We start from the raw sequence: 24,378 nt of genomic DNA, 5'->3' as shown, positions 1-24,378 counted from the left end.
GACCGCGGCGAGATCGAGAACCTCTTCAACCGCTACATGTACCTGCACAATGCGTTCCAGGATGAGCGGATCATCCCGCGAGACCGCCAAGGGCGTCTGGATCATGGCCGGCGCGGAGTCTGGCCTCACGGACCCCGAAGTCGCCAAGGAGAGCCCCGATTTCATGTATTCGCCCGGCGAAGTGCAGGGGAAGAGGGTCTGGGCGCACTGGGTGTGGTGCAAGTACGCGGTCGACTTCCTGCGTCAGGACGGCGAGTGGAAGATCTGGAAATTCCGCTGCTACGAGCTGCTCCGCGCCCCCTTCGAGGAGAACTGGATCAGCTTCGCCGAGAAGAACCAACACGCCTTCGCGCTCGACCTCATGTACTTCGGCGATGACGGGAAGCCGGTCTTCATGCCTCCTGCAGACGAGCAGGCGCCAAGCGAGTACCACCCCTACAGCCCTTCAACGAAGCAGGCCCTGGAGCCTGAGCCTCCCGCACCCTACGAAACGTTCGTCGAGACTTTCGAGTAAGGAACTCCCATGGCAACTCACAACTCGCTCTTCAAGGCCTCGGACGTGCGCCGTCATCCCGAAGGCATCGCAGTCTCGGTGCAGCTCCCGTGGTACCGGAGCCTGTGGCTCTCGGCGGTCGACGACGTCGCGGCCACCATCGGCGGGGTCGAGATCCCCAAGGAGTCGCTGCGCTTCGAGCTGCAGGGGCGCTCCTACTCGATCGCCGAGCTGCCTGACCAGTGGGACACGCTCTGGTTCGTCGCCGACAGGCCTGACATCGTCATCCCACTCGACCGGGTTCCCGACCCGGGGGAGAAGGTCGACGTCCAGGTCGTCCTCACGATGCGCCTGCTCTACATGCAGATCGCTCCCCTGCGCTATGTCGGCAACCGTGTCTCCGTGGAGCGCGAGGTCGTCCTGGCCTGAGCGGCGGGGCAGCACTGCCGGCACCGAGGGTGTGCCCGTCAGCCGACGGGCACGCCCTCGCGCGACGGGCGGCCCGCAGCGAACCACCGGGGGAAGGTCACCTCGAACAGCTGTTCGCGGGCGAGCTCGGCCCCGCCGCGGAGCGGTTCGCGCTGATCGTTCATGGACAGGAGGATCTGCAGGTCCCGGGTGGCGAGGGGGTGGGAGACCTCGTAGACACGCCGGCGGATCTCGGCCAGGTAGACCTCGCTCGCAGACGCCAGCGCCCCGCCCACCACGATCACCGCGGGGTTGAACATGTTGACCAAGCCTGCAATCGCCTCGCCTACCACGCGGCCGGACGCCTGCACGAGGGAGATTGCGAGGGCATCGCCGTCCTTCGCCGCCCGTGCGATGTCCTCGGGCGAGAGGGTCCCGTCCTGGTCGAGGACAGCGGAGAGCTGGGTCGTCGTGCCCTCGGCGATCGCCTGCTTGGCGTCCCGGACGAGGGCCCAGCCTCCGGCCACCGCCTCGAGGCAGCCCACCTTCCCGCAGCGGCACTGGACTCGGGCCCCCGCCACAGGGACGTGCCCGATGTCGCCCGCTGCGCCATTCGCGCCCCGGTGGAGCCGCCCCTGCGACAGCAGGCCGGCTCCGATGCCCGACCCGACCTTGCAGAAGATCAAGTCCGCATGGTCGGCTCGGCGCCGGGCCCGCTCGCTCAGCGCGAGGAGGTTGGAGTCGTTGTCCACCCAAACGGGTGCGTCGAACCTATCCTCGAAGCGTTCCCGCACGGGGAAACCGTCCCAGCCCGGCATGATCGGCGGCGCTACCGGTCGTCCCGTCTCGAAGTCGACGGGGCCGGGCAGACCGACGACGACGCTCCAGAGGGGCCGGTCCTCACCCGCCCGGGCGAGGACTTCGTCGATGAGCGCCATGGCCGCGTCGAGCGTCTCCTCTGGCCCGCGGGCAATCTCCCAGCGTCGATGCGCCTGGTCCAGGATGTCGCCATCGAGCGCCGCGATGCCGACCCTGATGTGGAGCACCCCGAGGGCGCAGACGACAATGCGGCCCTGATCGGCCCTGAAACGGAGCGTCCGCGGGGCGCGGCCGCCGGACGAGGGGCCGAACTCGGCGTCCTCGAGAAACCCCAGCCGGATGGCCTGGTCGACCCGCTGGGCCACCACCCCGCGCCCGAGGCCGGTGGCGCGCCCGATCTCGGGCCTCGTGGTCGCCTCCCCGTTCCGCACGAGGTTGACGATGCGCAGGAAGCTCGTGACCTCATCGGTCTGGGCGCCGAAGCGAAGGGTCGAGTCTGTGCTCACCGCTCCATTCTTGCATCAAACGATGCAACGCGACTTTCTTTAGTTGTTTTTCGACTAAAGAATGGGTAGTTTGAACTCTGACGTCGGGGTTCGCAGGAGCCCGTTCTGGACCGTGACCTTGCGGGGCCAGGCACAATACGTCGCGTCGACGGCCCGATCGTTCGGGCAACGCCACATGCCGCTCTCGCTCCTGAGGCTCCGCCTCACCCTCGTTTCACTCCTCGCCGTCTCCTTCCTCGGAGCCCTCGACAACACAGTGGTCTCGACCTCGCTCGCGACCGTCGCCGGCCAGCTCGGCGCCCTCCAGCACATGGGATGGGTCGTCGTCGGCTACACCCTCGCGAGCACGGTCCTCATCCCCGTGCTCGGCAAGCTCGGCGACGTCGTCGGGCCCCGCCTTGTGTTCGTGTCCTCGCTCGTCCTGTTCCTCGTGGCCTCTCTCGCATGCGGGTTCGCGGCGAGCATGGGATGGCTCATCGCCTGCCGTGTCGTGCAGGGCATGAGCTCAGCAGGCCTGCAGCTCATGTCGCAGACGATCATCGCCCAGGTCGCCGCCCCGCGGGCGCGCCCGCGCTACATGGCGATCGTCGGCGCCGCCTTCCCCGTGGCGATCCTCATAGGCCCCGTCCTCGGCGGCCTCATCACCGACTCGTGGGGCTGGCCCTGGGTCTTCTGGGTCAACCTCCCGGTGGGCGCAGTGGCCCTCGTGCTCGCGGTCCTCGCCCTCCCGCACCTCGAGGGCACCGGAGCGGGGCGCCGCTTCGACCTCCCGGGGGCAGTCGCGTTCACCTTCGTCCTCGTGGCGCTTGTGCTGGGCGTCTCGTGGGCAGGGGACCCTTCGGCCGGCCTCGCGGCCACAGGCGCCTTCGCCGCGGCCGTCGTCGGCTTCGCCCTCTTCCTCCTCGCGGAACGGCGGGCCGCGGAGCCGCTCATTCCCCTCCGCCACTTCGCGAACCGCACCGTCGCGGCGGGCACCGTCATCTCCTCGATCGTCGGCATCGGCCTGTTCTCGATCACCTCCTACCTGCCCACCTACTTCCAGATGGCGTACCGGACGAGCGCGACCGTCTCCGGGCTCGTGCCCATCGCCACGGTCTTCGGCATGCTCGTGAGCAACCTGCTCACCGGATTCCTCGCGAGCCGCACCGGACGCTACCGCGCCTTCCCGATCATCGGGACCTCGGTGGGGACCCTCGGGCTCGGGATCATGGCGCTGCTTCCGCCCGCGCTCCCGCTCTGGGTCCCCATGGCCGTCATGGCCCTCGTGGGCCTCGGGACGGGGGCCTTCATGAGCCTCATCATCGCCGTCGTGCAGAACGCGGCGCCCCGAACGGAGACCGGCGTCGTCACGGCCACGGTGAACCTCACGCGCCAGGTCGGCTCAACCCTCGCAACGGCGATCATCGGCGGGGTGATCGGCTTCGGCGTGGCCGCCCGCCTCCCGGCCGGCACCGACGCTGCGGACCTCACGCCGCAGGCCGTGCATGCCGCGGACGCGGCCCTGCAGGACGCCGTCGCGGGCATCTACCACGACGTCTTCGCCCCGATCTTCGGGGCGCTCGCGCTGACCTACGCCCTCGGGATCGTCGCCGCGCTCCTCCTTCCCCACGGGCGACTCTCCGACGAGCTCGAGCCGTCCCCCACCCACGAACCGCTCTCCGCCTAACCTCGAGCAAGGAGTCTTCCCATGTCTGATAGCCCCACGATCGCGATCGTCGGCAGCGGCCCCGTCGGCTCCGCCTATGCCAGGGTCCTGCTTGAGGAACATCCCGAGGCGCGCGTGATCATGTTCGAGGCCGGGCCGCAGCTCAGCGGCATCCCCGGGGAGAGCGTGCGCAACATCGCCGACCCCGAGGCCAAGGCGCGGGCACGCGAGATGTCTCAGGGCCCGCAGGCCGGGGCCTACCGCGAATCACTCGGGATCCCTGCAGGCACCGTCGTCGAGGGCATGTTCACCGCGCGCCAGGGCACCCACCTGCTCGACTTCGGCGGCGAAGGCTCCGCCCACGCCCCCACGTTCCCGGCCGCTGCTGCCGCGACCAACGTCGGAGGCCAGGGGGCCCACTGGACGTGCGCGACGCCGTCGCCCGCGTTCAGCGAGAAGGTGCCCTTCATCCCGGACGGGGAGTGGGAGGACCTCCTCGGCAGGGCCAAGGAGCTCCTCCATGTGCAGGGTGCCGCGTTCGCCGACTCGGCGGTCGGAGCTGGCATCCGGTCGCTGCTCGAGGAGGAGTTCACCGGCGAGCTGCCCGAGGGCTACGGGGTCGGCACGCTGCCGGTTGCCGGGGACCCCCAGCCGGACGGCTCGATGCGGTGGGCGGGGGCCGACGTGGTCCTGGGCCCACTGATCGACCCGTCCTCACCCCTCTCCGCCCGCTTCGAGCTGCGCGACCTCAGCCTCGTGCGGCAGGTGGAGCTGGACGGCACTCGCGTCACCGGCCTCACCGTCGAGGACCTGCGCACCCGGACCACGTCCTTCGTGGCCGCCGACCTGGTGGTTGTGGCCGCGGACGCGTTCCGCTCGCCCCAGCTCCTGTGGGCCTCCGGGATCCGCCCCGCGGCCCTCGGCCGCTACCTCACGGAGCACCCGGTCGTGATCTCGACCGTAGCCCTCGACGGCCAGAAGATGGAGCGCTTCGTCAGCGAGGCCGAGCTCGACGACGAACTTGCCCGCCGCGCGCTCAACGCCGCCGATCCGGTGGCCGCCGTGAACCGCATCCCCTTCTCCGAGCCCGACCACCCCTTCTCGGTCCAGGTCATGTACTCGGAGACGACCCCCTTCCCCCTGGACCCCTCCCACCCACGCGCGGGCAACCGCTGGGGCTACGTCAACATGGGCTACGGTCTGCGCAAGCGCCCCCGCTTCGAGGACGGCGTCACCTTCGACGACAGCGAACTCGACTACCGGGGATTCCCCGCCATGACCATCACCTACGCCCTCACTGACTCCGAGCAGGCAGAGATTGCCGAGGCAACGGCACGCCTCCGGCGCGCGGGCACGGCGCTCGGCGAGTTCGTCGCCGAGCCCAGGCTCATGCCGAACGGCTCGAGCCTGCACTATCAGGGCACGATGCGCATGGGCGAGACCGACGACGGGACCTCGGTGGCCGACCCGTGGTCCCGTGTGTGGGGCTACGACGGCCTGGTCGTCGGAGGGAATGCGCTCATCCCCACGGCGACGACGATGAACCCAACCCTCATGAGCGTTGCCCTCGCCGTGCGGGGAGCGCAACGGGCCGCGGCCAGCCTCGCCTCGGTCTCCCGGCGTAGCACTGCGGCCCGCTAGGGCGATCCGGCGGGTGGCGCTGCATGCCGCCCGCCGCCGCCTCGGTGTCGGCGCCGGGGCAGGTCTCCCCAGAGCCGCCGCCACGGGGAGGCCGACTCGCCGCAGTCCGGGCCGACACCCCGGGCCAAGGTCTGCCCCTCGGGGGAAACCTGCGTGGAGTGGCACCCCTGAGCCCTGCAAAGAACCGCAAGAGGAGGACGCATTCCGTCTCGCCCGGCCCCCGTCGCCGGGCGCCATTGTTGCCCCCGGCGACGCCGCATTTCCCCTCGCGACGCCCCACGTCGTTGTTACGGGAGCGTATGGACGGGGCTGAAGGGGTTCCGTAGATTCGGGCCCAGGATCAAGAGTCCCGGCGTGAAGCTCTGGCTGGCCGGGCGGCAACCCTCGTCCGTAGTGGGGTGCCCCAGATGAGGATCCGGCCGCGGTGTCCCATCCGCGGCAAGTACGGCGCCCGGAAGCGGGCGTCCGCGGGATTGGACCATCATGACCCTCACCACCGCGCAGCACGCCGTCAGCCCTACGGAGCTCCGCCGCACCATGGGGCACTGGGCCACGGGCATCGCGGTCATCACCACAGAGAGCGGCGGCACGCTTGCGGGCCTCGTGAGCAACTCGTTCACGTCCGTGAGCCTGGACCCGCCGCTCGTCTCGTGGGCCGTGGACCGGCGATCCTCGTCCTTCGATGTCTGGAACGCGACTGACAACTTCGCGGTGCACCTCCTGTCCGAGTCGGACCGCGGCCTCGTGCAGCGCTTCGCGGCGAAGGGGACGGAGAAGTTCGCGGGACTGGCCTGGGAGCCCGGCGTTCTGGGCTCACCCATCGTGGCCGACGACGTCCCGCGCCTCGAGTGTCGCCTCTGGCAGCGAGTAGAGGCGGGGGACCACGTGATCCTGATCGGCGAGGTCGCCAGCGCCTCGGATCCGGAGAGCTTCCGCCCCCTCACCAACCACGCCTACTGGGCCAAGTAGCCGGCCCAGGCCCCCTCTCTTTCCCTCCCCGCACGCGGTGATCCGCCGTGCGCCCATCACCGCTGCCTCCGTGCACCGCAGAAACCCAAGGAAGTTCCGATGAAGAGACTCGCAGCCCTTGCAGGAGCGGCCGCCGCGGCCGTCATCGCCCTGACCGTCTCGGCCTGCTCCGGCCCGGCCGCCGCCACCGGCGGAGAGCAGGAGGCCACCGAGCTGAGGTACCAGGGCTCCGCCAACAACGTCACCCTCCCCGAACTCGCCCAGGACCTCGGCTTCCTCGGCGGCCTCAAGCTCACCTGGGTGGGCAACACGACCAGCGGGCCGCAGGACATCCAGTCCGCCGCAACCGGCCAGACCGACTTCGGGGGCGCCTTCACCGGCGCCGTCGTCAAGCTTGTCGAAGCCGGCGCACCCGTGAAGGCTGTCGTGAACTACTACGGCGAGGACGAGAAGACCTTCAACGGCTTCTACGTCAAGGACGACAGCCCGATCCACACGGCCCGCGACCTGATCGGCAGGAAGGTCGCCGTCAACACGCTCGGCGCGCACTCCGAGGCCGTCATCGACACCTGGCTCGAGAAGAACGGACTGAGCCCCGAGGAGATCAAGCAGGTCCAGCTCGTGGTCCTGCCGCCGAACGACACCGAGGAGGCGGTCCGCCGCGGCCAGGTCGATGTCGGCGTGCTCGGCGGGGTCCTCCAGGACAACGCGATCGCCGGTGGCGGCCTGCGCTCGCTCTTCAGCGACTACGGCCTGTTCGGGGCCTTCGCCGGTGGGCAGTACGTCTTCCGGACAGACTTCATCGCGAAGAATCCGGACACCGTGCGCACGTTCACCACGGGCGTTGCCAAGGCCATCGAGTGGGAGCGCACCACCCCCCGCGAGCAGGTGATCGCACGCTTCACCCAGATCATCGAGAAGCGCAACCGCGGCGAGAGCACCAAGAACCTGAAGTACTTCAAGAGCGTCGGGGTGCCCCACGCCGGGGTCATCGCGGACGCGGACTTCTCCCGCTGGGACTCGTGGCTTAAGGAGGCCGGGATCGTGACCGGACCCGTCACGCCGTCCAAGTACTACACCAACGACTTCAACCAGCTCGCCGCGGCATCGCCGAGCCCGAAGGGATGAGCCATGACCCCGAAGATCAGTCTCCGCGCCGTCAGCCAGCACTTCCGCGTCCGCGGGGGCGGAACCCTGACCGCTCTGGACAGCCTCACCCTGGATGTCCGCGACGGCGAGTTCCTCACCCTGGTCGGACCGAGCGGCTCCGGCAAGACGACCCTCCTCGACCTGCTCGCCGGACTCACCACCCCCACGGCCGGTGACGTGCTCGTGGACGGCAGGCCCGTCACCGGTCCCGGCCGCGACCGCGCCGTCGTGTTCCAGCAGTACGCCCTCTTCCCCTGGCGCACCGCCTCCCAGAATGTCTCGATCGGGCTCGAGGGGACGGGCCTCGGCAGGCGGGAACGCGCCGAGAAGGCCCGCCACTACCTCGGCCTCGTCGGGCTCGCGGGATTCGAGGACCGCTACCCGCACGAGCTCTCGGGCGGCATGAAGCAGCGCGTGGCGATCGCCCGCAGCCTCGCCTTCGAACCCGACATCCTCCTCATGGACGAGCCCTTCGCCGCCCTCGACGCCCAGACCCGCGAGCAGCTCCAGGGCGAACTGCGCAAGATCTGGCGGGCCACGGGCAAGACCATCGTGTTCATCACCCACGGCATCGAGGAAGCGGTCTACCTCGGGCAGCGGGTCGCCGTCCTGAGCTCCCGGCCTGGCCGCCTCAAGGCCGTGGTGGACATCCACCTCCCGGCGTACGACGACGACGCGGACATCCGCTCGCACCCCGCCTTCGTCGAGTACCGCCACCACGTCTGGAACCTCCTGCACGACGAAGTCCGCCGCGCCACGACAGAAAGGATCTCCGCCTGATGAGCACGCTCACCGCACCATTCCAGACCGCCGAGGCCGTCGCAGCCTCCTCCCCGACGACCCGCCGGCCGCGCGCCACCCGCGCGCTCCGGCGAGCCGCCGCCGTCGTCCTCTCGAGCCTGTGGAGGTCCGCGGCGATCGTGGCGTTCCTCATCCTGTGGGAGGTGGGGCCGCTGTGGTTCGCGCCGCCGTCGACCCGCGTCTTCCTCCCGCCCCTGCACGAGGTGCTCGCCGCGGCATGGAAGCTGCTCGCGGGCGGCGCGCTCGAGACGCATCTCGCGGCCAGCCTCACCCGCTCGGTGGCGGGGTTCGGCGTCGCCGTCGTCCTCGGCGTCACGGCCGGGCTGCTCATCGCCTGGTACCGCCCCTTGAGCACCTTCATCACGCCGCTGCTCGAGGTCTTCCGCAACACGGCCGCGCTCGCGCTCCTGCCGGTGTTCACGCTCCTGCTCGGGATCGGCGAGGAATCGAAGATCACGATCGTCGCGTACGCCGCGTTCTTCCCGGTGCTGCTCAACACCGTCGCCGGAGTGCGGACCGTCGACCCGCTGCTCGTGCGGGCGGCGCGCTCGCTCGGGCTCTCGCACCCCGCGCTGTTCCGCAAGGTCATCCTGCCCTCCGCCGTGCCCACGATCTTCGCCGGCATCCGGATGGCCGGGACGGCCTCCATCCTCGTGCTCATCGCGGCGGAGATGGTCGGAGCGAAGGCCGGGCTCGGATACCTGATCGTCAACGCGCAGTCCAGCTTCCTCATCCCGGACATGTACGCCGGCATCCTCACCGTCTCGCTCCTCGGCCTGGCGGTGAACACGCTCCTGGTCGCCCTCGAGCGCCGCTTCTCGCGCTGGCGAGTCGCGGCCAACGCCTGAAACCAGCCCTTCCACCCCGAAAGGACCCGCCATGACCAGCACAGCCATCTCCACCCGCCTCGCCTTCACCAAGATCGGCGCCCGCATCGGCGCCGAGATCCGCGGCCTCGACCTCAGCCGCGACCTCTCGGAGGAGACCGTGAGGGAAATCCGGGGCGCGCTCAACGAGCACAAGGCCCTGGTGTTCCGGGAGGCCAACATCCGCACCGACGAGGACCAGGTCCGCTTCGCGTCCCGGTTCGGCCCGCTCACCAAGGCCCACCCGACCGTCGCCTCGGTGGACGGCGCCGAGAACGTCCTGCCCGTGGACAGCGAGGACGGGTCGGCGAACACCTGGCACACCGACGTCACGTTCGTCCACAATCCGCCCCAGGCCACCACCCTGCGCAGCATCACGGTGCCCGCGTACGGAGGCGAGACGCTCATCGCCTCCGCGGCGGCCGCCTACGAGGACCTGCCCGCGGAGCTGCGGAACTTCGCGGACACCCTCTGGGCCATCCACACCAACGACTACGACTACGCGGTGCCACGGAACCTCGAGCATGCCGGGGCCGAGGAGCGGCGCAAGGTGTTCACCCGCATCAAGTACCAGACGGCCCACCCCGTGGTGCGCGTGCACCCGCTGACCCGTGAACGCGGCCTGTTCATCGGCGGCTTCGCCCAGCGGCTGCGGATCGTGGGGCTCTCCAACACCGAGTCCCGGGATATCCTGCGGCTGCTCCAGGCCTACGTCACCCGGCCCGAGAACGTGGTGCGCGTGACCTGGGAACCCAACCAGCTCGTGCTGTTCGACAACCGCATCACGCAGCACTACGCGCCCTCCAACTATGACGACCAGCCCCGCAGGCTGGGCCGCGTGACGATCGCCGGAGACATCCCGGCTGGGATCGACGGGACGCGCAGCCAGGCGATCGAGGGCGACTCCTCGCACTACTCCGAGGTCGTCTCTCCCGGGACGGGGGCCTGAGCATGGGCAAGAGGCTGCACCTGAACGCGTTCCTCATGAGCACCGGCCACCACGAGGCGTCGTGGCGGCTTCCCGAGAGCGATCCCCATGCGGGCACGAGCCTCGCGCACTTCACCCGGCTGGCCCAGACCGCCGAGCGGGGGAAGTTCGACTCGGTGTTCTTCGCCGATTCCCCCGTGCTCTGGGGCTCCGTGGGGCGGCGGCCGATCGGGGCCGTGGAACCCACGGTGCTGCTCGCCGCCCTCGCGGCGGCGACGGAGCGGATCGGGCTCATCGCTACCGCTTCGACGAGCTACAACTCCCCCTACAACCTCGCGCGCCGGTTCGCCTCGATCGACCACCTCTCCGGCGGCCGCGCGGGCTGGAACGTCGTGACGACGGCGGGAGCCGACGCCGCGCGCAACTTCGGACTCGATGACCAGCCGCTCCACCGCGGCCGCTACGAGCGCGCTGCAGAATTCCTCGACGTCGCCTCCAAGCTGTGGGACTCCTGGGACGACGACGCGATCCTGGCCGACAAGGAGGCCGGAGTCTGGGCAGACGCCGGGCGCGTGCACGCCGTCGACCATTCCGGCCGGCACTTCTCGGTGAAGGGCCCGCTCGACATCCCCCGTTCCCCGCAGGGGCGGCCCGTCATCGTCCAGGCCGGCTCGTCGGAGGACGGGAAGGGCCTGGCTGCGCGGTACGCCGAGGCCGTGTTCACGGCTCAGCAGACGCTCGGCGAGGCCCAGGCGTTCTACGGCGACCTCAAGGCCCGCACCGCGGCGGCCGGCCGGGACCCGGAGGGAATCAAGATCCTTCCGGGGATCGTCCCGGTCCTCGGGGGGACAGAGGCCGAGGCGCTGCGGCGCGAGCGGGAGCTGGACGAGCTCATCCGCCCGGAGTACGCACGGAACGAGCTCGCGAAGACCCTCCGCGTGGCCCCAGAGGACCTTCCGCTCGACCGGCAGCTGCCCCCTGACCTCCCCGAGGAGGACGAGATCGAGGGTGCGAAGAGCAGGTACACGCTGATCGTGGGCCTCGCACGGCGTGAGCGGCTCACGGTGCGGCAGCTGATCGGGCGCCTCGGCGGCGGCAGAGGGCACCGGACCCTTGCGGGCACGCCCGAGCAGGTCGCGGACGCCCTCGAGGCCTGGTTCCGGGCCGGGGCGGCCGATGGGTTCAACATCATGCCCGCGGCGCTGCCCTCCGGCCTCGGGGAGTTCGTGGACCACGTGGTGCCGCTGCTCGTCAGACGTGGCCTCTTCCGCGAGGACTACACCGGGAGGACGCTGCGCGAGCACTACGGGCTGCCGCTGCCAGCGCGCACGGCCAGCGCGGTCGCGCCGGCCTGACAGCACTGCGGCGCCGGTGGGCGGCCGGCCTCCTCGGGGCCGCCCCCACCGGCGCCGCGCCGGCACTGATCGGCTCGGCCGCACCGGCGCGCCGCGGGGTCCGGCGACGACCCCCGGACGTAGGGTCGGCCTATGACGCAGGTGACGGGCCTCCGCCCGGATGACAGCGCGCTCGCAGGCCAGGTGCGGGCCATCCTCCAGGAAGTCCTCGAAGGCAGCCGCCTCTCGGAGAACGCGAAGGACCGGCTGCGCCTCCTCATCGCCGAGCATCCCGGGCACCCCGAGCGCGCGCTCGTGGAGCACTTCCGCGCCCTCCGGAAGGACGCGGCAGCCGACCGCGAGCTGCTCAGCGTCTGACGCCTCAGGGGATCCTGCGGCCGCGCGCGGTCTGGTAGAGCGCGAACCACTCCTCGCGGGTCATCGAGCCGGCCACGGCCTCGGCGTCGGCGCACGCAGCGATGCGCTGCGGATTGGCTGAGCCGATGACGGGGGCGATGCGGGCGGGATGGCGCAGGAGCCACCCGAGCACCACCGCTTCGGGCGTGGTGCCCTTCGCCGCGGCGAGCTCGGCGACGAGCGCCGCCACGGCGCCGTCGTGCGATCCCGGCTCCGCCGCGTGACGCCCCGTGTAGCGGCCGCCCGCGAGCGGCGACCACGCCTGCACCTCGATCCCGTGCCGGAGGCAGTGCTCCAGGGTGCCGTGGGGGAAGGCGGTGGCGGCGCCGTCCGGGTGGTTCACGAGCACCGTGCTGTCCACGAAGCCGTGATGGTGCAGGCTGAGCTCGAGCTGGTCCGCAGCGAGCGGCACGTGGAGGTGGTCCTGGAGGGCGGCCATCTGCGCCGCGGACATGTTCGAGACGCCGACGGCGCGGACCGCGCCGTCGGCGAGCAGGCGGGCGAGGGCGGAGCCGACCTCGGCGGGATCGAGCAGCGGATCGGGGCGGTGCAGGAGGAGCAGGTCGAGGTAGTCCGTGCGCAGCCGGCGGAGCGTGCCTGCCACGCCGTCCAGGATCGCTGCCGCGCTGAGGTCGTAGTGCCCGAATCCGCCGCCCTCGCCGAGCCGGATGCCGACCTTGCTCTGGAGCTGGATCCGCGCCCTCAGGCCCGGGCTGCCCTGCAGGAGCTCGCCGAACACCGACTCGGACTTGCCCCTGCCGTAGATGTCCGCGTGGTCGAACCGCGTGATCCCCAGGGCCAGGGCGGCCTCGACGGCCTCCTCGGCCTGCGACACCTCCTCGGGCCCGTAGTCCGCAGCGTCCCAGGGACCGCCGAGGCCCATGCATCCATAGATGAGGCGCGAAGCCATCATCGTCCTCCTTGTTCCGGCCGGCCCGTCAGCAGGCCAGCCCTCAGCAGTGCGGAACGCCGCTCTGCGCGGGGCCGCCGATGGTCACGTTGCTGTCCTCCTGCCAGCGGCCTGCGTAGCTGCTGCCCTGATAGCTGCCGGCGATGATGTGGTAGAAGTCCTTCGGACCATACCGCGTATTGATCGTGCTCCAGCAGTTCACCGTGATGGTGGTCCCGGGGTAGAGCCAGGGGAACCCGTTGTTCACGCCGTCGCAGGTGTGGGCCGTGTTGTTCGGGCTGTACCACGACTGGCCCGAGCCGTTGTCCGTGCAGTTGCGCGTAGCGGAACCGTTGAGCTGGGTCTGCCACGAGGTCTGCTGCGGGCCGCTGCGCGCCGTGGCGCTCGCCACGCCGCCGCCCGTGCCGACCGAGTTGAACGTCTGCACCCGGATGGAGTGCGGCTCGTTGTAGCCCGAGGTGTTGATGGTGCGCGAGCCGGACGCCGCGACGTTCTCCCAGGCACCGCCGTCGATGCTGATGGCCGTCCGGGCCACATCGTTCGTCGAGGCGGACGGCGAGGACCAGCTCAGGGTGAGCGAGCGCTGGTTCGTCGCGCCGTCCTGGCCCGACGCCGAGGGGGTCCCCGGCGACCCGTACGGCCTGGTCTGCGGCGCGCTGGCCGGGTCCGAGTCCGCCGCTCCCGTGCTCGAATGGGCGATGACCGAGACGGTCGTGGCCGTCCCGTTCTGGAACCCTCCCACGGTCTGGCCGGGCGTGATCGGGCCGGACTGGCCCGTGGACGCCGAGTAGGTGTAGCTGACCTCGTTGGCCGCCGAGCCGTTGCGCTGGCTCGCCGTGAGCGGGGTGAAGTCGACCGTCAGCTGCGTGCCGGTGCCGCCGGTGTTCGCCGGGGTGGCCCTCACATTCGTCACGGAGCCGAGCTTGCCGACGGCGCGCCGCGGGGCCGAGGGCGGGCTGACCGAGCCCTTGCCGGCCTTGTTCTCGGCCTGCACGGTGAACGTGTAGGGGTTCTCCGAGGTCGGCGCGTCGAACGTGGCCGTCGTCGAGGTGCCGGCGACCTTCTGCGTGCGGTCCGCCCCTCCTCCGCCGCTCATGGTCACGTAGTAGGCGCTGATCGCGTCGCCGTTCGTGGCCGGCTCCTTCCAGGACACGGACACCTGTGCCGTGCTGCCGAGCGAGGGCGCGCTCTGCGCGACGGGGGCGGCCGGCTGCCCGGGCGGGGCCGCGGGGCTCACGGGCGCCGAGTACGGGCTCCAGTCCGAGGGCTTGGGCGCCTTGTTCACGGCCTGCACGCGGACCGTGTACTTGACCCCGTTCGTCAGGCCGGTCCACGTGGTGGACGTTCCCGTGACGCCCTGCTTGCCCGGGTTCCCGCTCGCCGGCGGCGGCGAGATCTCGAGGTTGTACGAGGTTACGGGCGAGCCCGTGGTCTGCGCGGCGCCCCACGAGATGTCGAGCTTGCCGTCCCCGAACACTGCCACGGGTGCACCGGGGGCGCTGGGGCGGGCGTCTGGGCGCACATCCGGCGAGGCGGGCGACGGCGCCGACTCGCCGACGTCGTTCGTCGCCGTCACGGTGAAGTGGTACACCTTGTTGTTCGTCAGCCCGGAGAGCGTGCAGGTCGTGGCCGGGCAGTCCTGGCTGAATCCGTCGCCGCGGACCGTGTACTTCTGGATCGGCGCGCCGTTGTCCGCGGCCGGGGTCCAGTGCAGCACCGCGGTCTGGTCCCGGATGTCCGTGGCCGTGGGCGCCCCCGGCGCGTCGGGCACCCCGCGGACGGTGAGGCGGATGCGCCCGTCGACCTGGCGGCTCGGGTCGCCGGTCTTGTCCTGGACCGTGTAGCGGACCACGAGCATGCCGCGGTAGTCCTTGGCGGGCGTGACGATGACGTTCCCGCCGTCGATCTGGGCGCCGCCCTCGGCCTGGCCGGCCTCCACGACCGCCGAGACGATCCTGAGCGGGGCCTCGGGGAAGGGGTCCACGGTGTGGGAGAGGACGTCGACCCGCTCGGTCCTCCCCGCGTTCGCGTCCGGCACGAGGACGTCGTTGGCGATCGCGAGCGGCCTGTTCGAGGCCGTCGCGGTGAGCGTGAACTGCGCGGCGACCGGATCGGAGTGTCCGTCCGTCGCCGTGACGGTGAGGGAGCCGGTGCGGCCGGCGAGCACGCCGTCCTTGGAGCGGACCTTGAGCGTGGAGCCGTCCACGGAGGCCGTGAAGCCGTCCGGCACCGCGCCCCGGACGGCGAAGGCGAGGTGGCCCTGGTCGGCGGGGTCCGGGTCCTGCGCCAGGGGGCCGAGGTCGAGATGCGCCTCCTCGCCCGACGGGACGTCCACGTTGGAGCCCTGGAATGCGGGCGCGTGGTTCGCGTCGGAGGGCAGCACCTTGGTCTGGAGCGTGATCGTGGACTTCAGACCCGTGGGGTCATCGGGCCCCGAGCCGTCCGTGACCTCGAACGTGATCGAGCCGGGGCCCACGAAGTCGGGCAGCGCTGCGTAGTGCAGGACGGAGTCCGAGGTGACCAGGCCGCGGGCCGGGGCACCCACGGCGCTCACGCGGTCCACCGAGGTGATGCGCGGCGTGCGCCCGTCCCGGACGGCCACCCAGTCCTTGAGGTTGAAGTCCACGGACGTCCCGGCCTTGACCTGGGTCACGTCCTCCTTGGCCAGGTGCGGGCGCTGGAGGTCGATCCCGGGGACCCAGATGAAGGCGGTGTCCGTGAGACCGTCGACGTCGGTCACGGTGTACTGGAGGATCTGGTCGCTCGCGGTGAGCGGCACCACGACGGTCTGGTCCGCCGCGAGATGGGCGGGGGAGCCCGCCGGGAGGGAGACCTTGAGGTCCTCGGCGCGGCCGTCCGGGTCGTAGTCGTTGGCGAGCACCGGGACCTGGGCCGTGGTGTGCCCCTCGGCCTCGGCGTTGGTGACGAAGTCGTCGACGGCGGTCGGGGCCAGCAGCGGGGCATCGGCCTTCGACTCGACCCGCAGGGTTGCGGAGGAGCGGGCGCCCTTGGGGTCCTGCACGGTGTAGCGCAGGTTCTCGACGCTCGGCGTCGGGGGCGTGACGACCTCGGCGAAGCCGTGCTTGTCCGCCTCGGCCTTCAGCGCCTGGCTGCCCTCGAACCCGTCCGGCACGAGGCTCAGCGGGTCTCCGTCCGGGTCGGAGTCGTTCTGCAGGACGTCTACGGCGACGTGCCGCCCGGGGCGCACCAGCAGGTGGTCATCGACCGGCTGGGGGGCGTGGTTGACGGCGCTCGGCGGCGCGATCCCGACGATCACGGTGCCGATGGCCTCGGCGCCGACCCGGTCCCGCACCCGGTAGGTGAAGGTGTCCACGCCCGCGGCCTTGGGGGCGGCGGTGTAGTCGAAGGCGAGCGCCCCGGCGATCGCGGTGCCCTGCGCGGGCCCGCGGTCGAGGCCGATGAGCTTGACCGAATCGCCGTCGGGGTCGATCCCGTCGAGCGGGACCGGGATCTTCACGGTCTGCCCAGCGATCACCCGCGCGGTGAGGCTGCGCGGCTGCGGCGGGACGTTCGAGCCGTCCCGCGCGTGGATGCGGATCGCCACCTGGGCAGAGTTGACCTGCCCGGAGGCGTTGCGGACCTGGTAGATCGCGTAGACGGTCTTCGCGGTCGGACCGGCGAGGAACCGCAGGTTCTTGCCGGAGACGAACATGGCCCCGTCCGCCGGTTCGGGCGCCTGCACGAGCTTGTGGTCGAGGGTGAGGTCACCGCCGTGGGGGTCGGAGTCGTTCGCGAGGACCGGGACGGTCACGAGGTCTCCCGCGCGCACGTCCGCCGAGTCCGGCACGGCCTCCGGCGGCAGCGGCTTCTCGGGCGGCGGCAGCACGAGGACGGAGATCTCGCCGACCGCGCTGTCGTGCCCGTTGGAGATCGTGTAGTGGACCGTCACGGGGTCCTGGGCGTGGACGTCCGCCACGCGCACCACCGAGTGGTCGAGGATGGACACGCTCAGCCCGGACTGCTGAGGCGCATCGACGGACTGGACCACGAGGACGCCGCCGGCCGGGTCCGTGTCGTTCGCCAGCACGTCCACGAGGGTGCTGCCGCCCGCGGGCACCGCTGCGAGGTCGCGCACGGCGACGGGCTTGCCCTGCCCGTCGGGAGGCACGACGTCGACCCTCACCAGCTGCTTGGCGCTCGCCGGGCCGTTGGTCACCACGTACTCGACGTAGTAGGTGCCGGCGGTGTCGGAGCGGAACGTGAACGTCTGCTGGTTCGCGTCGATCGTCGAGGTCACGCCGGCCGGCGGCGTGACGAGGGCCAGACGCAGGTTCCCGCCCTCGGGGTCCGAGTCGTTCAGGAGGGGGGAGACCTTCGTGTCGATGCCGGCGATCGCGGTCACGTGGTCGGCCACCGCGGCGGGCGCGTCCTTGCCGCCGGCGCGGACCTCGACCGCGATGTCCGCGGTCGTCGTCGAGCGCCCGTCGGAGACGGCGATCGTCACGGTCTTGCGGCCGGGGGCGGTGCCCGAGTCGGTGAACGTGAGGGTGCCCTGAGGGGTGAACTTGACCTTGTCCGCCGGGTCCTTCGTCGTGGCGGACGCCAGGAACAGGTCGTCCCCGTCGGGGTCGGCCCAGTCGTCGAGGACGTTGCGCGAGGACTCCTTGCCCAGGCCGACGATCATGGGATTGTTGCGGCCGGGCTTGAGCTGCGGCGGCCGGTTCGTGTCGAGCGGGACGACGTCCACGCTCACCGGTGCGGTCGCCGTGCCGCCCCGGCCGTCGTCGGCGGTGTAGGTGAAGGACGTCGAGCCGTGGGCGTCGGGCGGGACGGTGACCTGGAACCCGGTGGCGCCGTAGACCTGCTCGAGGGTGCCCACCGAGGGCTGCGACTGCGCCTTGACGGTGAGGAGGTCGCCGTCGGGGTCCGAGTCGTTGTCGAGGACCGGCAGCAGGGTCGTGCGGCCGGGCCGGACGCCGACGTGGTCCGGCTTGGCCACCGGCGGCTGGTTCGGCTTGGTCCGGTCGGGGAGCTGCGTGGTCTGGACCTCGTCGGGGGACTCCTTCTCGGCGTCCTGGGTGCTCGACTGGATCGGGATGACCTCGTCCCAGTTGTTGACGATGTACATGTTCTCGGTCACGAGCCACACGGTGCCGGCCGTGACGTCGTTGAGGACCACCAGGTTGCGGTTCACGCGGAACACGAACTCGGACTTGGAGGTGGCGGACGGGACCGGCTTGCGCTCGATGTCACTTCCGCAGGCCCGCACGTACACGCCGGGGCCAGCCCACGCCGCATAGACGCAGCCGTTGACGCCCACTGGTGCCGCGGGGAGCCCCTTCGCGTTGGCGGGGATGACCGTGGGCTGGCCGCCGTCGAGAGGGGCGAGGACGAGCCCCGTGGGCGTCGCGACGGCCACCGAGTCGGCTGCTCCGCTGCTCTGCTGCAGCTTTCCGTCCGCGCCGCCCGGGATGTCGACCGTCCTGCCCCCGGGAAGGAACAGCCGGCCGGCTCCGGGATCGTAGGCCACCGCCTTGTCGCCGACCACGGCGGTCTGGGCGTCGCGGACGCCCTTGAGCTGGGTGTAGGAGTCCTGGGACGCCTGGGGCGCGCTGGGAGCAGCCTGGAAGGTCGAGACCACGCCGGTCTCCGGTTCCGCCACGGCCACGACGTCGGTGGGGCCGATCGCGGCGACGGCACCCTTGCCGCCCTCGAGGGTGGGGGGAGTCTGGGACAGGTCCGTGCCCGGGATCGCCGACTCGGGCAGCGCCCAGACACGGCCGCTGCCCGGATCGCCGACCGCCACGCTCGAGGCTCCGAGCGCCACGTGCACCCCCGCGGGGAGGGACTCGATGCTGCCGAGCCTGACCTCCGCGGGGTCGATCTTCTGCGCCGCCGACGCCCCGGAGTCGTCGACGACCACGGTCTTCTCGTGCTGGAGGACGTCGAATGACGGCGAGGCGGCGACCACCGCGCCGTCGAGCGTCTTCGACGCGAAGTTGAGCCGCCCGACCGCGTTGCGGCCGTTGTTGGTCACCCAGACGCCGCCGTCCGAGAGGTCGAGGTTGGTCTGGGTGGAGCCCGGGTACAGCAGGGCCGCGGCGGTGACCGCGCTCGCCGTCGTGATGCTCGCCGCCGCGGCGACGCCACGACGGCGCCGGTCCAGCCATGCCCTGATTCCCACGTGATCCCCCCTGCGAGCGGCGCACCCGGTGGCGCCGCGCCCCGCGTCACCCTACCGTTTCGCGGCCGACGTCGGACACCTCGCGGGGAGTTCTCCCCGTGCTGCCGGGAGGCCCGAGCGCCGGGCCGGGGGACGGTCCGCGGGACTCCCGACCGGCTTTGGCCGCGGGTGCCCGCGTGTCCGGTGCGACACGCCGGGTGACCGGCCCTGTCCGCGCGAAAACCGGTCGGATTCGGAAGGCGCGCGCGGCGCCTGCGGGGCCCGGCTGGCTACCCGGCCCGGGAGGCCTCGGCCTCGGGGACCGTCCCGCCGGCTGCCGGGCGCCGGGCCGCCCGGGCGGCGCCGACCATGACCACGAGCGCCGGCACCGTGATGAGCGCCCCCATCCACAGGGGAGAGGTGTAGCCGAGCCCAGCGCTGATGCCGAGGCCGCCGGCCCATGCCCCGAGGGCATTCCCGACATTGAACGCCCCGATGTTCGCCCCGGAGGCGAGGGTCGGCGCGTGGGCCGCGTAGCGCATGATCCGCGCCTGCAGCCCGGGCACCGTGCCGAAGCCGAACCCGCCCATGAGGAAGAGGGCGACGGCGGCCGCGGCGGCGTCCGCTGCCAGGAGTGCGAAGAGCACGAGGACGGCCAGGAGGGCGGCGATGAAGGCGATGAGGGTGCGGTCGATCCCGCGGTCGGCGAGCCGGCCGCCGAGCGCATTGCCCGCGAAGAGGCCGACGCCGAAGAGGACGAGGAGCCAGGGCACCGCGCTCGCGGTGAAGCCCGAGACGTCCGTGAGCGTGTAGGCGATGTAGGTGAAGGCGCCGAACATGCCGCCGTAGGCGAGGACCGTCACGATCAGGGACAGCCACACCTGCCCGTTGCGGAACGCGGCGAGCTCGCGGCGCAGGCTCGGCGCCTGCTGGTCGCGGGAATCGGCCGGGACGAGCACGGCGATGCCGATCAGGGCGAGCACGCCGATGGCGGAGATGGCCCAGAAGGTGGCCCGCCAGCCGGCCTGCTGGCCGAGGAAGGTCCCGAACGGCACGCCCAGCACGTTGGCTGCGGTGAGCCCGGTGAACATGATTGCGACCGCGCGGGCCTGGCGCGCCGCCGTGACGAGCCCCGTGGCCACGACCGAGCCGATGCCGAAGAATGCGCCGTGGCACAGGGCCGCGATGATGCGCCCGGCCATCATGGTGCCGTAGTCGCCGGCCACCGCGGAGAGGGCGTTGCCCACGATGAAGAGGACCAGCAGCCCCAGCAGCACGCGCTTGCGCGGCAGCCGCGTGGTGGCCGCGGTGAGGAGGAGGGCGCCGACGACGACGCTGAGGGCGTAGCCGGAGATGAGCCAGCCCGCGCTCGCCTCCGAGACGGCGAAGTCGGCCGCGACCTCCGGCAGCAGCCCCATGATCACGAACTCCGTGAGCCCGATTCCGAACGCGCCGATCGACAGCGCAAGAAGCCCCATGGGCATGGCAGATGACCCCTCTGCTAGACTCGAATTAGTTGCAGACGCTGGATATTGCGATTGCAACCGCAATAGTTGCATACGCAAAGACCTGCTGCAACCCCGGCCGCATGTTCCCGTCCCCGAGGAGGTCCGCATGAGCATCGACGACGGCGCCGTCGAGGTGCGCGCCCAAGGCTGGCGCACGCTCGCCGCGCTGCACGGGATGATCGAGTCCGAACTCGAGCGCGCCCTCACCGCGCTCAAGCTCTCGGTGGTCGAGTACACGGTGCTCGATGCGCTCAGCCGCCAGGACGGCTGGCACATGCGCATGCAGCAGCTCGCGCGGGCCACGGCCCTCAGCCCGAGTGCCACCACCCGGCTCGTTACGCGGCTCGAGGACCGCGGCCTGCTCACCCGGATCCTCTGTGCCGACGACCGCCGCGGGATCTACACCGAGCTCACCCCGGCCGGGCGCGAGCTGTACCTGGATGCCCGGCCCCTCCACGACGAGACGCTCGAGCGCGTCCTCGCCGAGGCGGAGGGGCAGCCCGAGCTCGCGGTCCTCGCCCACGCCCTCCACGGCGTCCCGGCCCCGGCGGTTCAGTAGGCCAGTGCCGGGTAACCCTCTCAGCGGAAGGGGCGGCGCGCCGTCGTCGTCCGCTCGACGCCACGGAGGTGCGCCAGCATGAAGCTGAACAAGAAGGCCTACGAGCACGCCAAGGCGCTCGTGCGCGAGGGCAAAGTCGTGCGGGACTCGCGCGACGACTGGAGCGAGCACTCGCCGTCCACCAAGGAGCTGAGCACGTTCCTGGACAAGCACGGCGAGGGCGAGTACTCGCAGTGGTTCCTCGGGATCGACGACGACGCCCCCGAGGGCAGCAAGTCCAAGTACAAGTTCCCCTTCAGTGACCTGAAGAAGGTGCACCGCTGCGCCGTGATCTCGGGGGAGAGCCGCGCCTCGCAGTACGACCACGACGACATCCGCGAGGCGCTCGGCGACCTGCTCAAGCGGATCGACGAGTCGTAGGGATCACACCTCTCGGAGGGTGGGCAGCTTCTTGCAGAGTGTGTAAACTTGCAGAGCCTGCAAAGTTGCACTGGCTCCCCATACACCCTTCCCGAGAGATCCGGACCCCTCATGTCTCAAGCAGCGACAGGCCCCTCGACGAGCGCCGCGCCGTCCGGCGCCGTGATGACCCAGCGGCAGATCATGCTGGTCATCTACGCCCTCATGGCCGGCATGTTCCTCTCCTCGCTGGACCAGACGGTGGTCGGCACTGCCATCCGAACGATCGGCGACGACCTCCACGGCCTCGACCAGCAGGCCTGGGTCACCACCGCCTACCTGATCACCTCGACGATCGCCACGCCGATCTACGGCAAGCTCTCCGACATCTTCGGCCGGCGACCGCTGTACATCTTCGGCCTCGTCGTGTTCATCCTGGGCTCGTTCCTGTCCTCGTTCTCGACATCGATGATCATGCTCGCCGCGTTCCGGGCCTTCCAGGGCATCGGCGCGGGCGCGCTCATGTCGCTGCCGCTCGCGATCATGGGGGACATCCTCGCCCCCCGCGAGCGCGCCAAGTACCAGGGCTTCTTCCTCGCCGTCTTCGGCGTCTCCTCGGTGGTGGGGCCCCTGATCGGCGGCGTGTTCGCGGACGCGAGCCAGATCGCCTGGATCACCGGCTGGCGCTGGGTGTTCCTCATCAACGTCCCGATCGGCGTGGTCGCCCTGCTCATGGTGCTCGCCTTCCTGCACCTGCCCAAGTTCCACAAGCACGCCGCGCCGCGCATCGACTGGTGGGGTGCCACCGCCGTGGTCGTCACCCTCGTCCCGCTCCTCCTCGTGGCCGAGCAGGGCCGCGAATGGGGCTGGGGATCCGCAGCATCCATCACGTGCTTCGTGATCGGCGGCGTGGGGCTCATCGCCTTCATCCTCATCGAGCGCGCCATGGGCCCGGACGCGATCATCCCGCTGCGTCTCTTCCACTCCCGCACGTTCTCGATGGCCACCGTCCTCGGCTTCCTCGTGGGCTTCGCGATGTTCGGCGCCATGCTCACCCTGCCGCTGTACCTCCAGCTCGTCACGGGGCTGACCCCCACCGAGTCCGGCTTCGCGACGCTGCCCATGATCGGCGGCCTCATGATCGCCTCGATCGCCTCGGGCCAGATCGTCTCCCGCACGGGCAAGTACCGCATCTTCCCCATCACGGGCACGTTCCTGGTGGCCATGGGCTACCTCGTCCTCACGGGAATGACGATCGACAAGCCGCTCTGGTACCTCATGGGCGCCATGTTCCTGATCGGTCTCGGCCTCGGCCAGCTCATGCAGTCCCTCGTGCTTGCCTCGCAGAACTCGGTCGCGCCGCGGGACATGGGCGTGGCCACGAGCTCGTCCACGTTCTTCCGCCAGATCGGCGGAACCATGGGCACCGCCGTGCTGCTCTCCATCCTCTTCGCCCTGATGCCGGCCAACATCGCCACGGCGATGCAGAACAAGGGCGACCTCACGAGCGCCCTCGATGCCGCCCTCACCCCGTCCGTCGCGGCGAACCCGGCCAACAAGGGCGTCATGGACCAGATCTGGTCCCCGATTGTCACCCCGGTCCAGGCCCAGGTGCAGTCCGGACTCGACCAGGGCGCGGCCGCCGCCAAGGCGGCCGCGGACCAGGCCGTCACGGCGCAGGTGACCGCCGCCGTCCAGAAGCAGGTCGCCGCCGGCAGGATCCCGGCGTCGGCCGCGCAGGGGATCATCGACAGCCAGGTCGCGGCAGCGAAGCCCGCCGCGGAGCAGTCCGCGCTCCAGGCAGCCGCCCAGAAGGCCGGTGCCTCCGTGGTCAACGGCAAGCTCGCCGTCGACTACTCCGACCAGGGCCAGCGCAGCGCGATCGTGGACAAGGTCGCGCCCACCCTGATCGACAAGCTCAAGGAGAACAGCTCCTCCCAGGGCTCCTCGTCCTCCACGACCTCGGACACGTCCTTCCTCAAGGGCGCCGACGCGCGGCTCACCCGGCCGTTCATGACGGGCTTCAACAGCTCCGCGGTGGTCATCTACTGGGTCGGCTTCGGCGTGATCGTCCTCGCGTTCATCCTCTCGTGGTTCTTCAAGGTCCCGCCGCTGCGCCAGCGCTCCGCCCTCCAGGAGCAGGCCGACGCGGCCGGCACCGCCGATGACCTCGGTTCCGACGCCGCCCTGGCCGCCGCGGAGACCGGCTCGCCCACCGGCCCGGACACCGGCATGATCCGGGTCCACCGGGGATGAGCGAGATGGAGCACGGCGCCGCGGTCGAGGACGGGCCGGGAACGCTGCGCGAACGCAAGAAGCAGCTGACCCGGCGCGCCATCCACGACGCGGCGTTCGCGCTCGCGGCCGAGCGGGGGCTCGCGCAGGTGACCGTCGCGGACATCTGCGCGGGCGCGGGGATCTCGGAGCGGACGTTCTTCAACTACTTCCCCTCCAAGGCGGCCGCGGTGCTCGGCCTGCCCGCCACGGCGCTGTCGGAGGAGCAGGAGCGGGCGTTCCTCGCCGGCCACGGGACCCTCGTGGATGACCTCTGCGAGCTCGTCTCGGGGATCGCCGGCGGACCGGAGGGGGACATCCCGCGGATCAAGGAGCTCATGGGCTTCGAGCCGGACCTCCTCGCGGCCCTGCACCAGTGGTCCTCCGGGGCCCGCAAGGGCGTGATCCGGCTCGCCGAGGAGCGCGCCACGCCGCAGCGCGCGCGCCTCGCCGTGGGCCTCGTCTTCGCGGCGCTCATGCTCCACGCTGACACCTCCTACTCGGGCGGCACGGGCCCGGCCTCGCCGGCGGACCTGCGGGAGACGGTGGCCCGGCTGTGCGCGGTAGGCCGCGGCGAGGGGGAATCCGGTTCGGACTGACCCCGGAGCGGGTACTCCAGAGTCCGACG

The 24,378-nt window shown here is 71.1% G+C and carries 19 protein-coding genes and 1 riboswitch; of the genes, 15 read left to right on the top strand and 4 right to left on the bottom strand.

The window, feature by feature from the left end:
- The first annotated feature begins 61 nt into the window (after positions 1–61).
- Together J2W21_RS10180 and J2W21_RS10175 are read left to right on the top strand one after the other, a co-directional pair.
- The gene (locus J2W21_RS10180; protein WP_307114401.1) at positions 62–514 is read left to right on the top strand and encodes a hypothetical protein; all 453 of its coding nucleotides are present in this window, start codon (positions 62–64) and stop codon (positions 512–514) included.
- A 9-nt stretch (positions 515–523) separates the two neighbouring features.
- The gene (locus J2W21_RS10175) at positions 524–922 is read left to right on the top strand and encodes a C-glycoside deglycosidase beta subunit domain-containing protein (protein ID WP_307114400.1); all 399 of its coding nucleotides are present in this window, start codon (positions 524–526) and stop codon (positions 920–922) included.
- A 38-nt stretch (positions 923–960) separates the two neighbouring features.
- Here J2W21_RS10175 and J2W21_RS10170 read toward each other — a convergent pair whose 3' ends face one another.
- Positions 961–2,226, bottom strand: coding sequence for an ROK family protein (locus J2W21_RS10170; protein WP_307114399.1), 1,266 nt, complete (start codon positions 2,224–2,226; stop codon positions 961–963).
- 70 nt (positions 2,227–2,296) lie between these two features.
- Between J2W21_RS10170 and J2W21_RS10165 the strand changes: the two genes are divergently transcribed.
- The 9 genes from J2W21_RS10165 (at position 2,297) to J2W21_RS10125 (ending at position 11,937) form a co-directional block, all read left to right on the top strand.
- Positions 2,297–3,892, top strand: coding sequence for an MDR family MFS transporter (locus J2W21_RS10165; protein WP_307114398.1), 1,596 nt, complete (start codon positions 2,297–2,299; stop codon positions 3,890–3,892).
- A gap of 21 nt (positions 3,893–3,913) precedes the next feature.
- Positions 3,914–5,512: a GMC oxidoreductase gene (locus J2W21_RS10160; RefSeq protein WP_307114397.1), complete on the top strand. Its 1,599-nt coding sequence runs from the start codon at positions 3,914–3,916 to the stop codon at positions 5,510–5,512.
- 338 nt (positions 5,513–5,850) lie between these two features.
- Positions 5,851–5,963, top strand: a riboswitch (SAM riboswitch).
- 32 nt (positions 5,964–5,995) lie between these two features.
- Entirely contained in the window at positions 5,996–6,481 is a 486-nt protein-coding gene (locus J2W21_RS10155; protein WP_307114396.1) for a flavin reductase family protein, read from the top strand.
- Between the two features lie 99 nt (positions 6,482–6,580).
- A complete protein-coding gene (locus tag J2W21_RS10150) occupies positions 6,581–7,609 on the top strand; it encodes an ABC transporter substrate-binding protein (protein WP_307114395.1) in 1,029 nt (342 codons plus the stop codon).
- Between the two features lie 3 nt (positions 7,610–7,612).
- Positions 7,613–8,410 (top strand): ABC transporter ATP-binding protein, encoded by a 798-nt coding sequence (locus tag J2W21_RS10145; protein WP_307114394.1) that lies wholly within the window; start codon positions 7,613–7,615, stop codon positions 8,408–8,410.
- Positions 8,410–9,279 (top strand): ABC transporter permease, encoded by an 870-nt coding sequence (locus J2W21_RS10140; protein ID WP_307114393.1) that lies wholly within the window; start codon positions 8,410–8,412, stop codon positions 9,277–9,279. The genes J2W21_RS10145 and J2W21_RS10140 overlap by 1 nt, the downstream gene beginning before the upstream one ends.
- Before the next feature lie 31 nt (positions 9,280–9,310).
- Positions 9,311–10,246 carry a TauD/TfdA dioxygenase family protein gene (locus J2W21_RS10135; protein ID WP_307114392.1) on the top strand — a complete coding sequence of 312 codons (936 nt, stop codon included), beginning with the start codon at positions 9,311–9,313 and terminating at the stop codon, positions 10,244–10,246.
- 2 nt (positions 10,247–10,248) lie between these two features.
- On the top strand, positions 10,249–11,580 hold the full coding sequence (locus J2W21_RS10130) for an LLM class flavin-dependent oxidoreductase (RefSeq protein WP_307114391.1): 1,332 nt from the start codon (positions 10,249–10,251) through the stop codon (positions 11,578–11,580).
- A gap of 132 nt (positions 11,581–11,712) precedes the next feature.
- Positions 11,713–11,937, top strand: a complete 225-nt coding sequence (locus tag J2W21_RS10125) for a hypothetical protein (protein ID WP_307114390.1) — start codon at positions 11,713–11,715, stop codon at positions 11,935–11,937.
- A 4-nt stretch (positions 11,938–11,941) separates the two neighbouring features.
- Here the strand turns inward: J2W21_RS10125 and J2W21_RS10120 are convergent, their stop codons facing one another.
- The 3 genes from J2W21_RS10120 to J2W21_RS10110 all read right to left on the bottom strand — a co-directional run bounded on the left by J2W21_RS10120 (position 11,942) and on the right by J2W21_RS10110 (position 20,494).
- Entirely contained in the window at positions 11,942–12,886 is a 945-nt protein-coding gene (locus J2W21_RS10120) for an aldo/keto reductase (protein WP_307114389.1), read from the bottom strand.
- Positions 12,887–12,929: 43 nt separating this feature from the next.
- Complete coding sequence (locus J2W21_RS10115) at positions 12,930–19,031, bottom strand: Ig-like domain-containing protein (protein WP_307114388.1); 6,102 nt, start codon at positions 19,029–19,031, stop codon at positions 12,930–12,932.
- A 269-nt stretch (positions 19,032–19,300) separates the two neighbouring features.
- A complete protein-coding gene (locus tag J2W21_RS10110; RefSeq protein WP_307114387.1) occupies positions 19,301–20,494 on the bottom strand; it encodes an MFS transporter in 1,194 nt (397 codons plus the stop codon).
- A gap of 130 nt (positions 20,495–20,624) precedes the next feature.
- Between J2W21_RS10110 and J2W21_RS10105 the strand changes: the two genes are divergently transcribed.
- The 4 genes from J2W21_RS10105 to J2W21_RS10090 all read left to right on the top strand — a co-directional run bounded on the left by J2W21_RS10105 (position 20,625) and on the right by J2W21_RS10090 (position 24,349).
- Entirely contained in the window at positions 20,625–21,077 is a 453-nt protein-coding gene (locus tag J2W21_RS10105; RefSeq protein WP_307114386.1) for a MarR family winged helix-turn-helix transcriptional regulator, read from the top strand.
- A 78-nt stretch (positions 21,078–21,155) separates the two neighbouring features.
- Positions 21,156–21,497, top strand: a complete 342-nt coding sequence (locus tag J2W21_RS10100; RefSeq protein ID WP_307114385.1) for a hypothetical protein — start codon at positions 21,156–21,158, stop codon at positions 21,495–21,497.
- A 111-nt stretch (positions 21,498–21,608) separates the two neighbouring features.
- Positions 21,609–23,732: an MDR family MFS transporter gene (locus J2W21_RS10095; protein WP_307114384.1), complete on the top strand. Its 2,124-nt coding sequence runs from the start codon at positions 21,609–21,611 to the stop codon at positions 23,730–23,732.
- Positions 23,729–24,349: a TetR/AcrR family transcriptional regulator gene (locus J2W21_RS10090; RefSeq protein WP_307114383.1), complete on the top strand. Its 621-nt coding sequence runs from the start codon at positions 23,729–23,731 to the stop codon at positions 24,347–24,349. Before J2W21_RS10095 ends, J2W21_RS10090 begins: the two co-directional genes overlap by 4 nt.
- Positions 24,350–24,378: the final 29 nt, after the last annotated feature.

Source organism: Sinomonas atrocyanea, from assembly GCF_030811715.1.
Taxonomy (GTDB): Bacteria; Actinomycetota; Actinomycetes; order Actinomycetales; family Micrococcaceae; genus Sinomonas; species Sinomonas atrocyanea_A.
The sequence above is the reverse complement of the archived record's forward strand: the minus strand, read 5'-3'. Positions and strand labels throughout refer to the sequence as shown.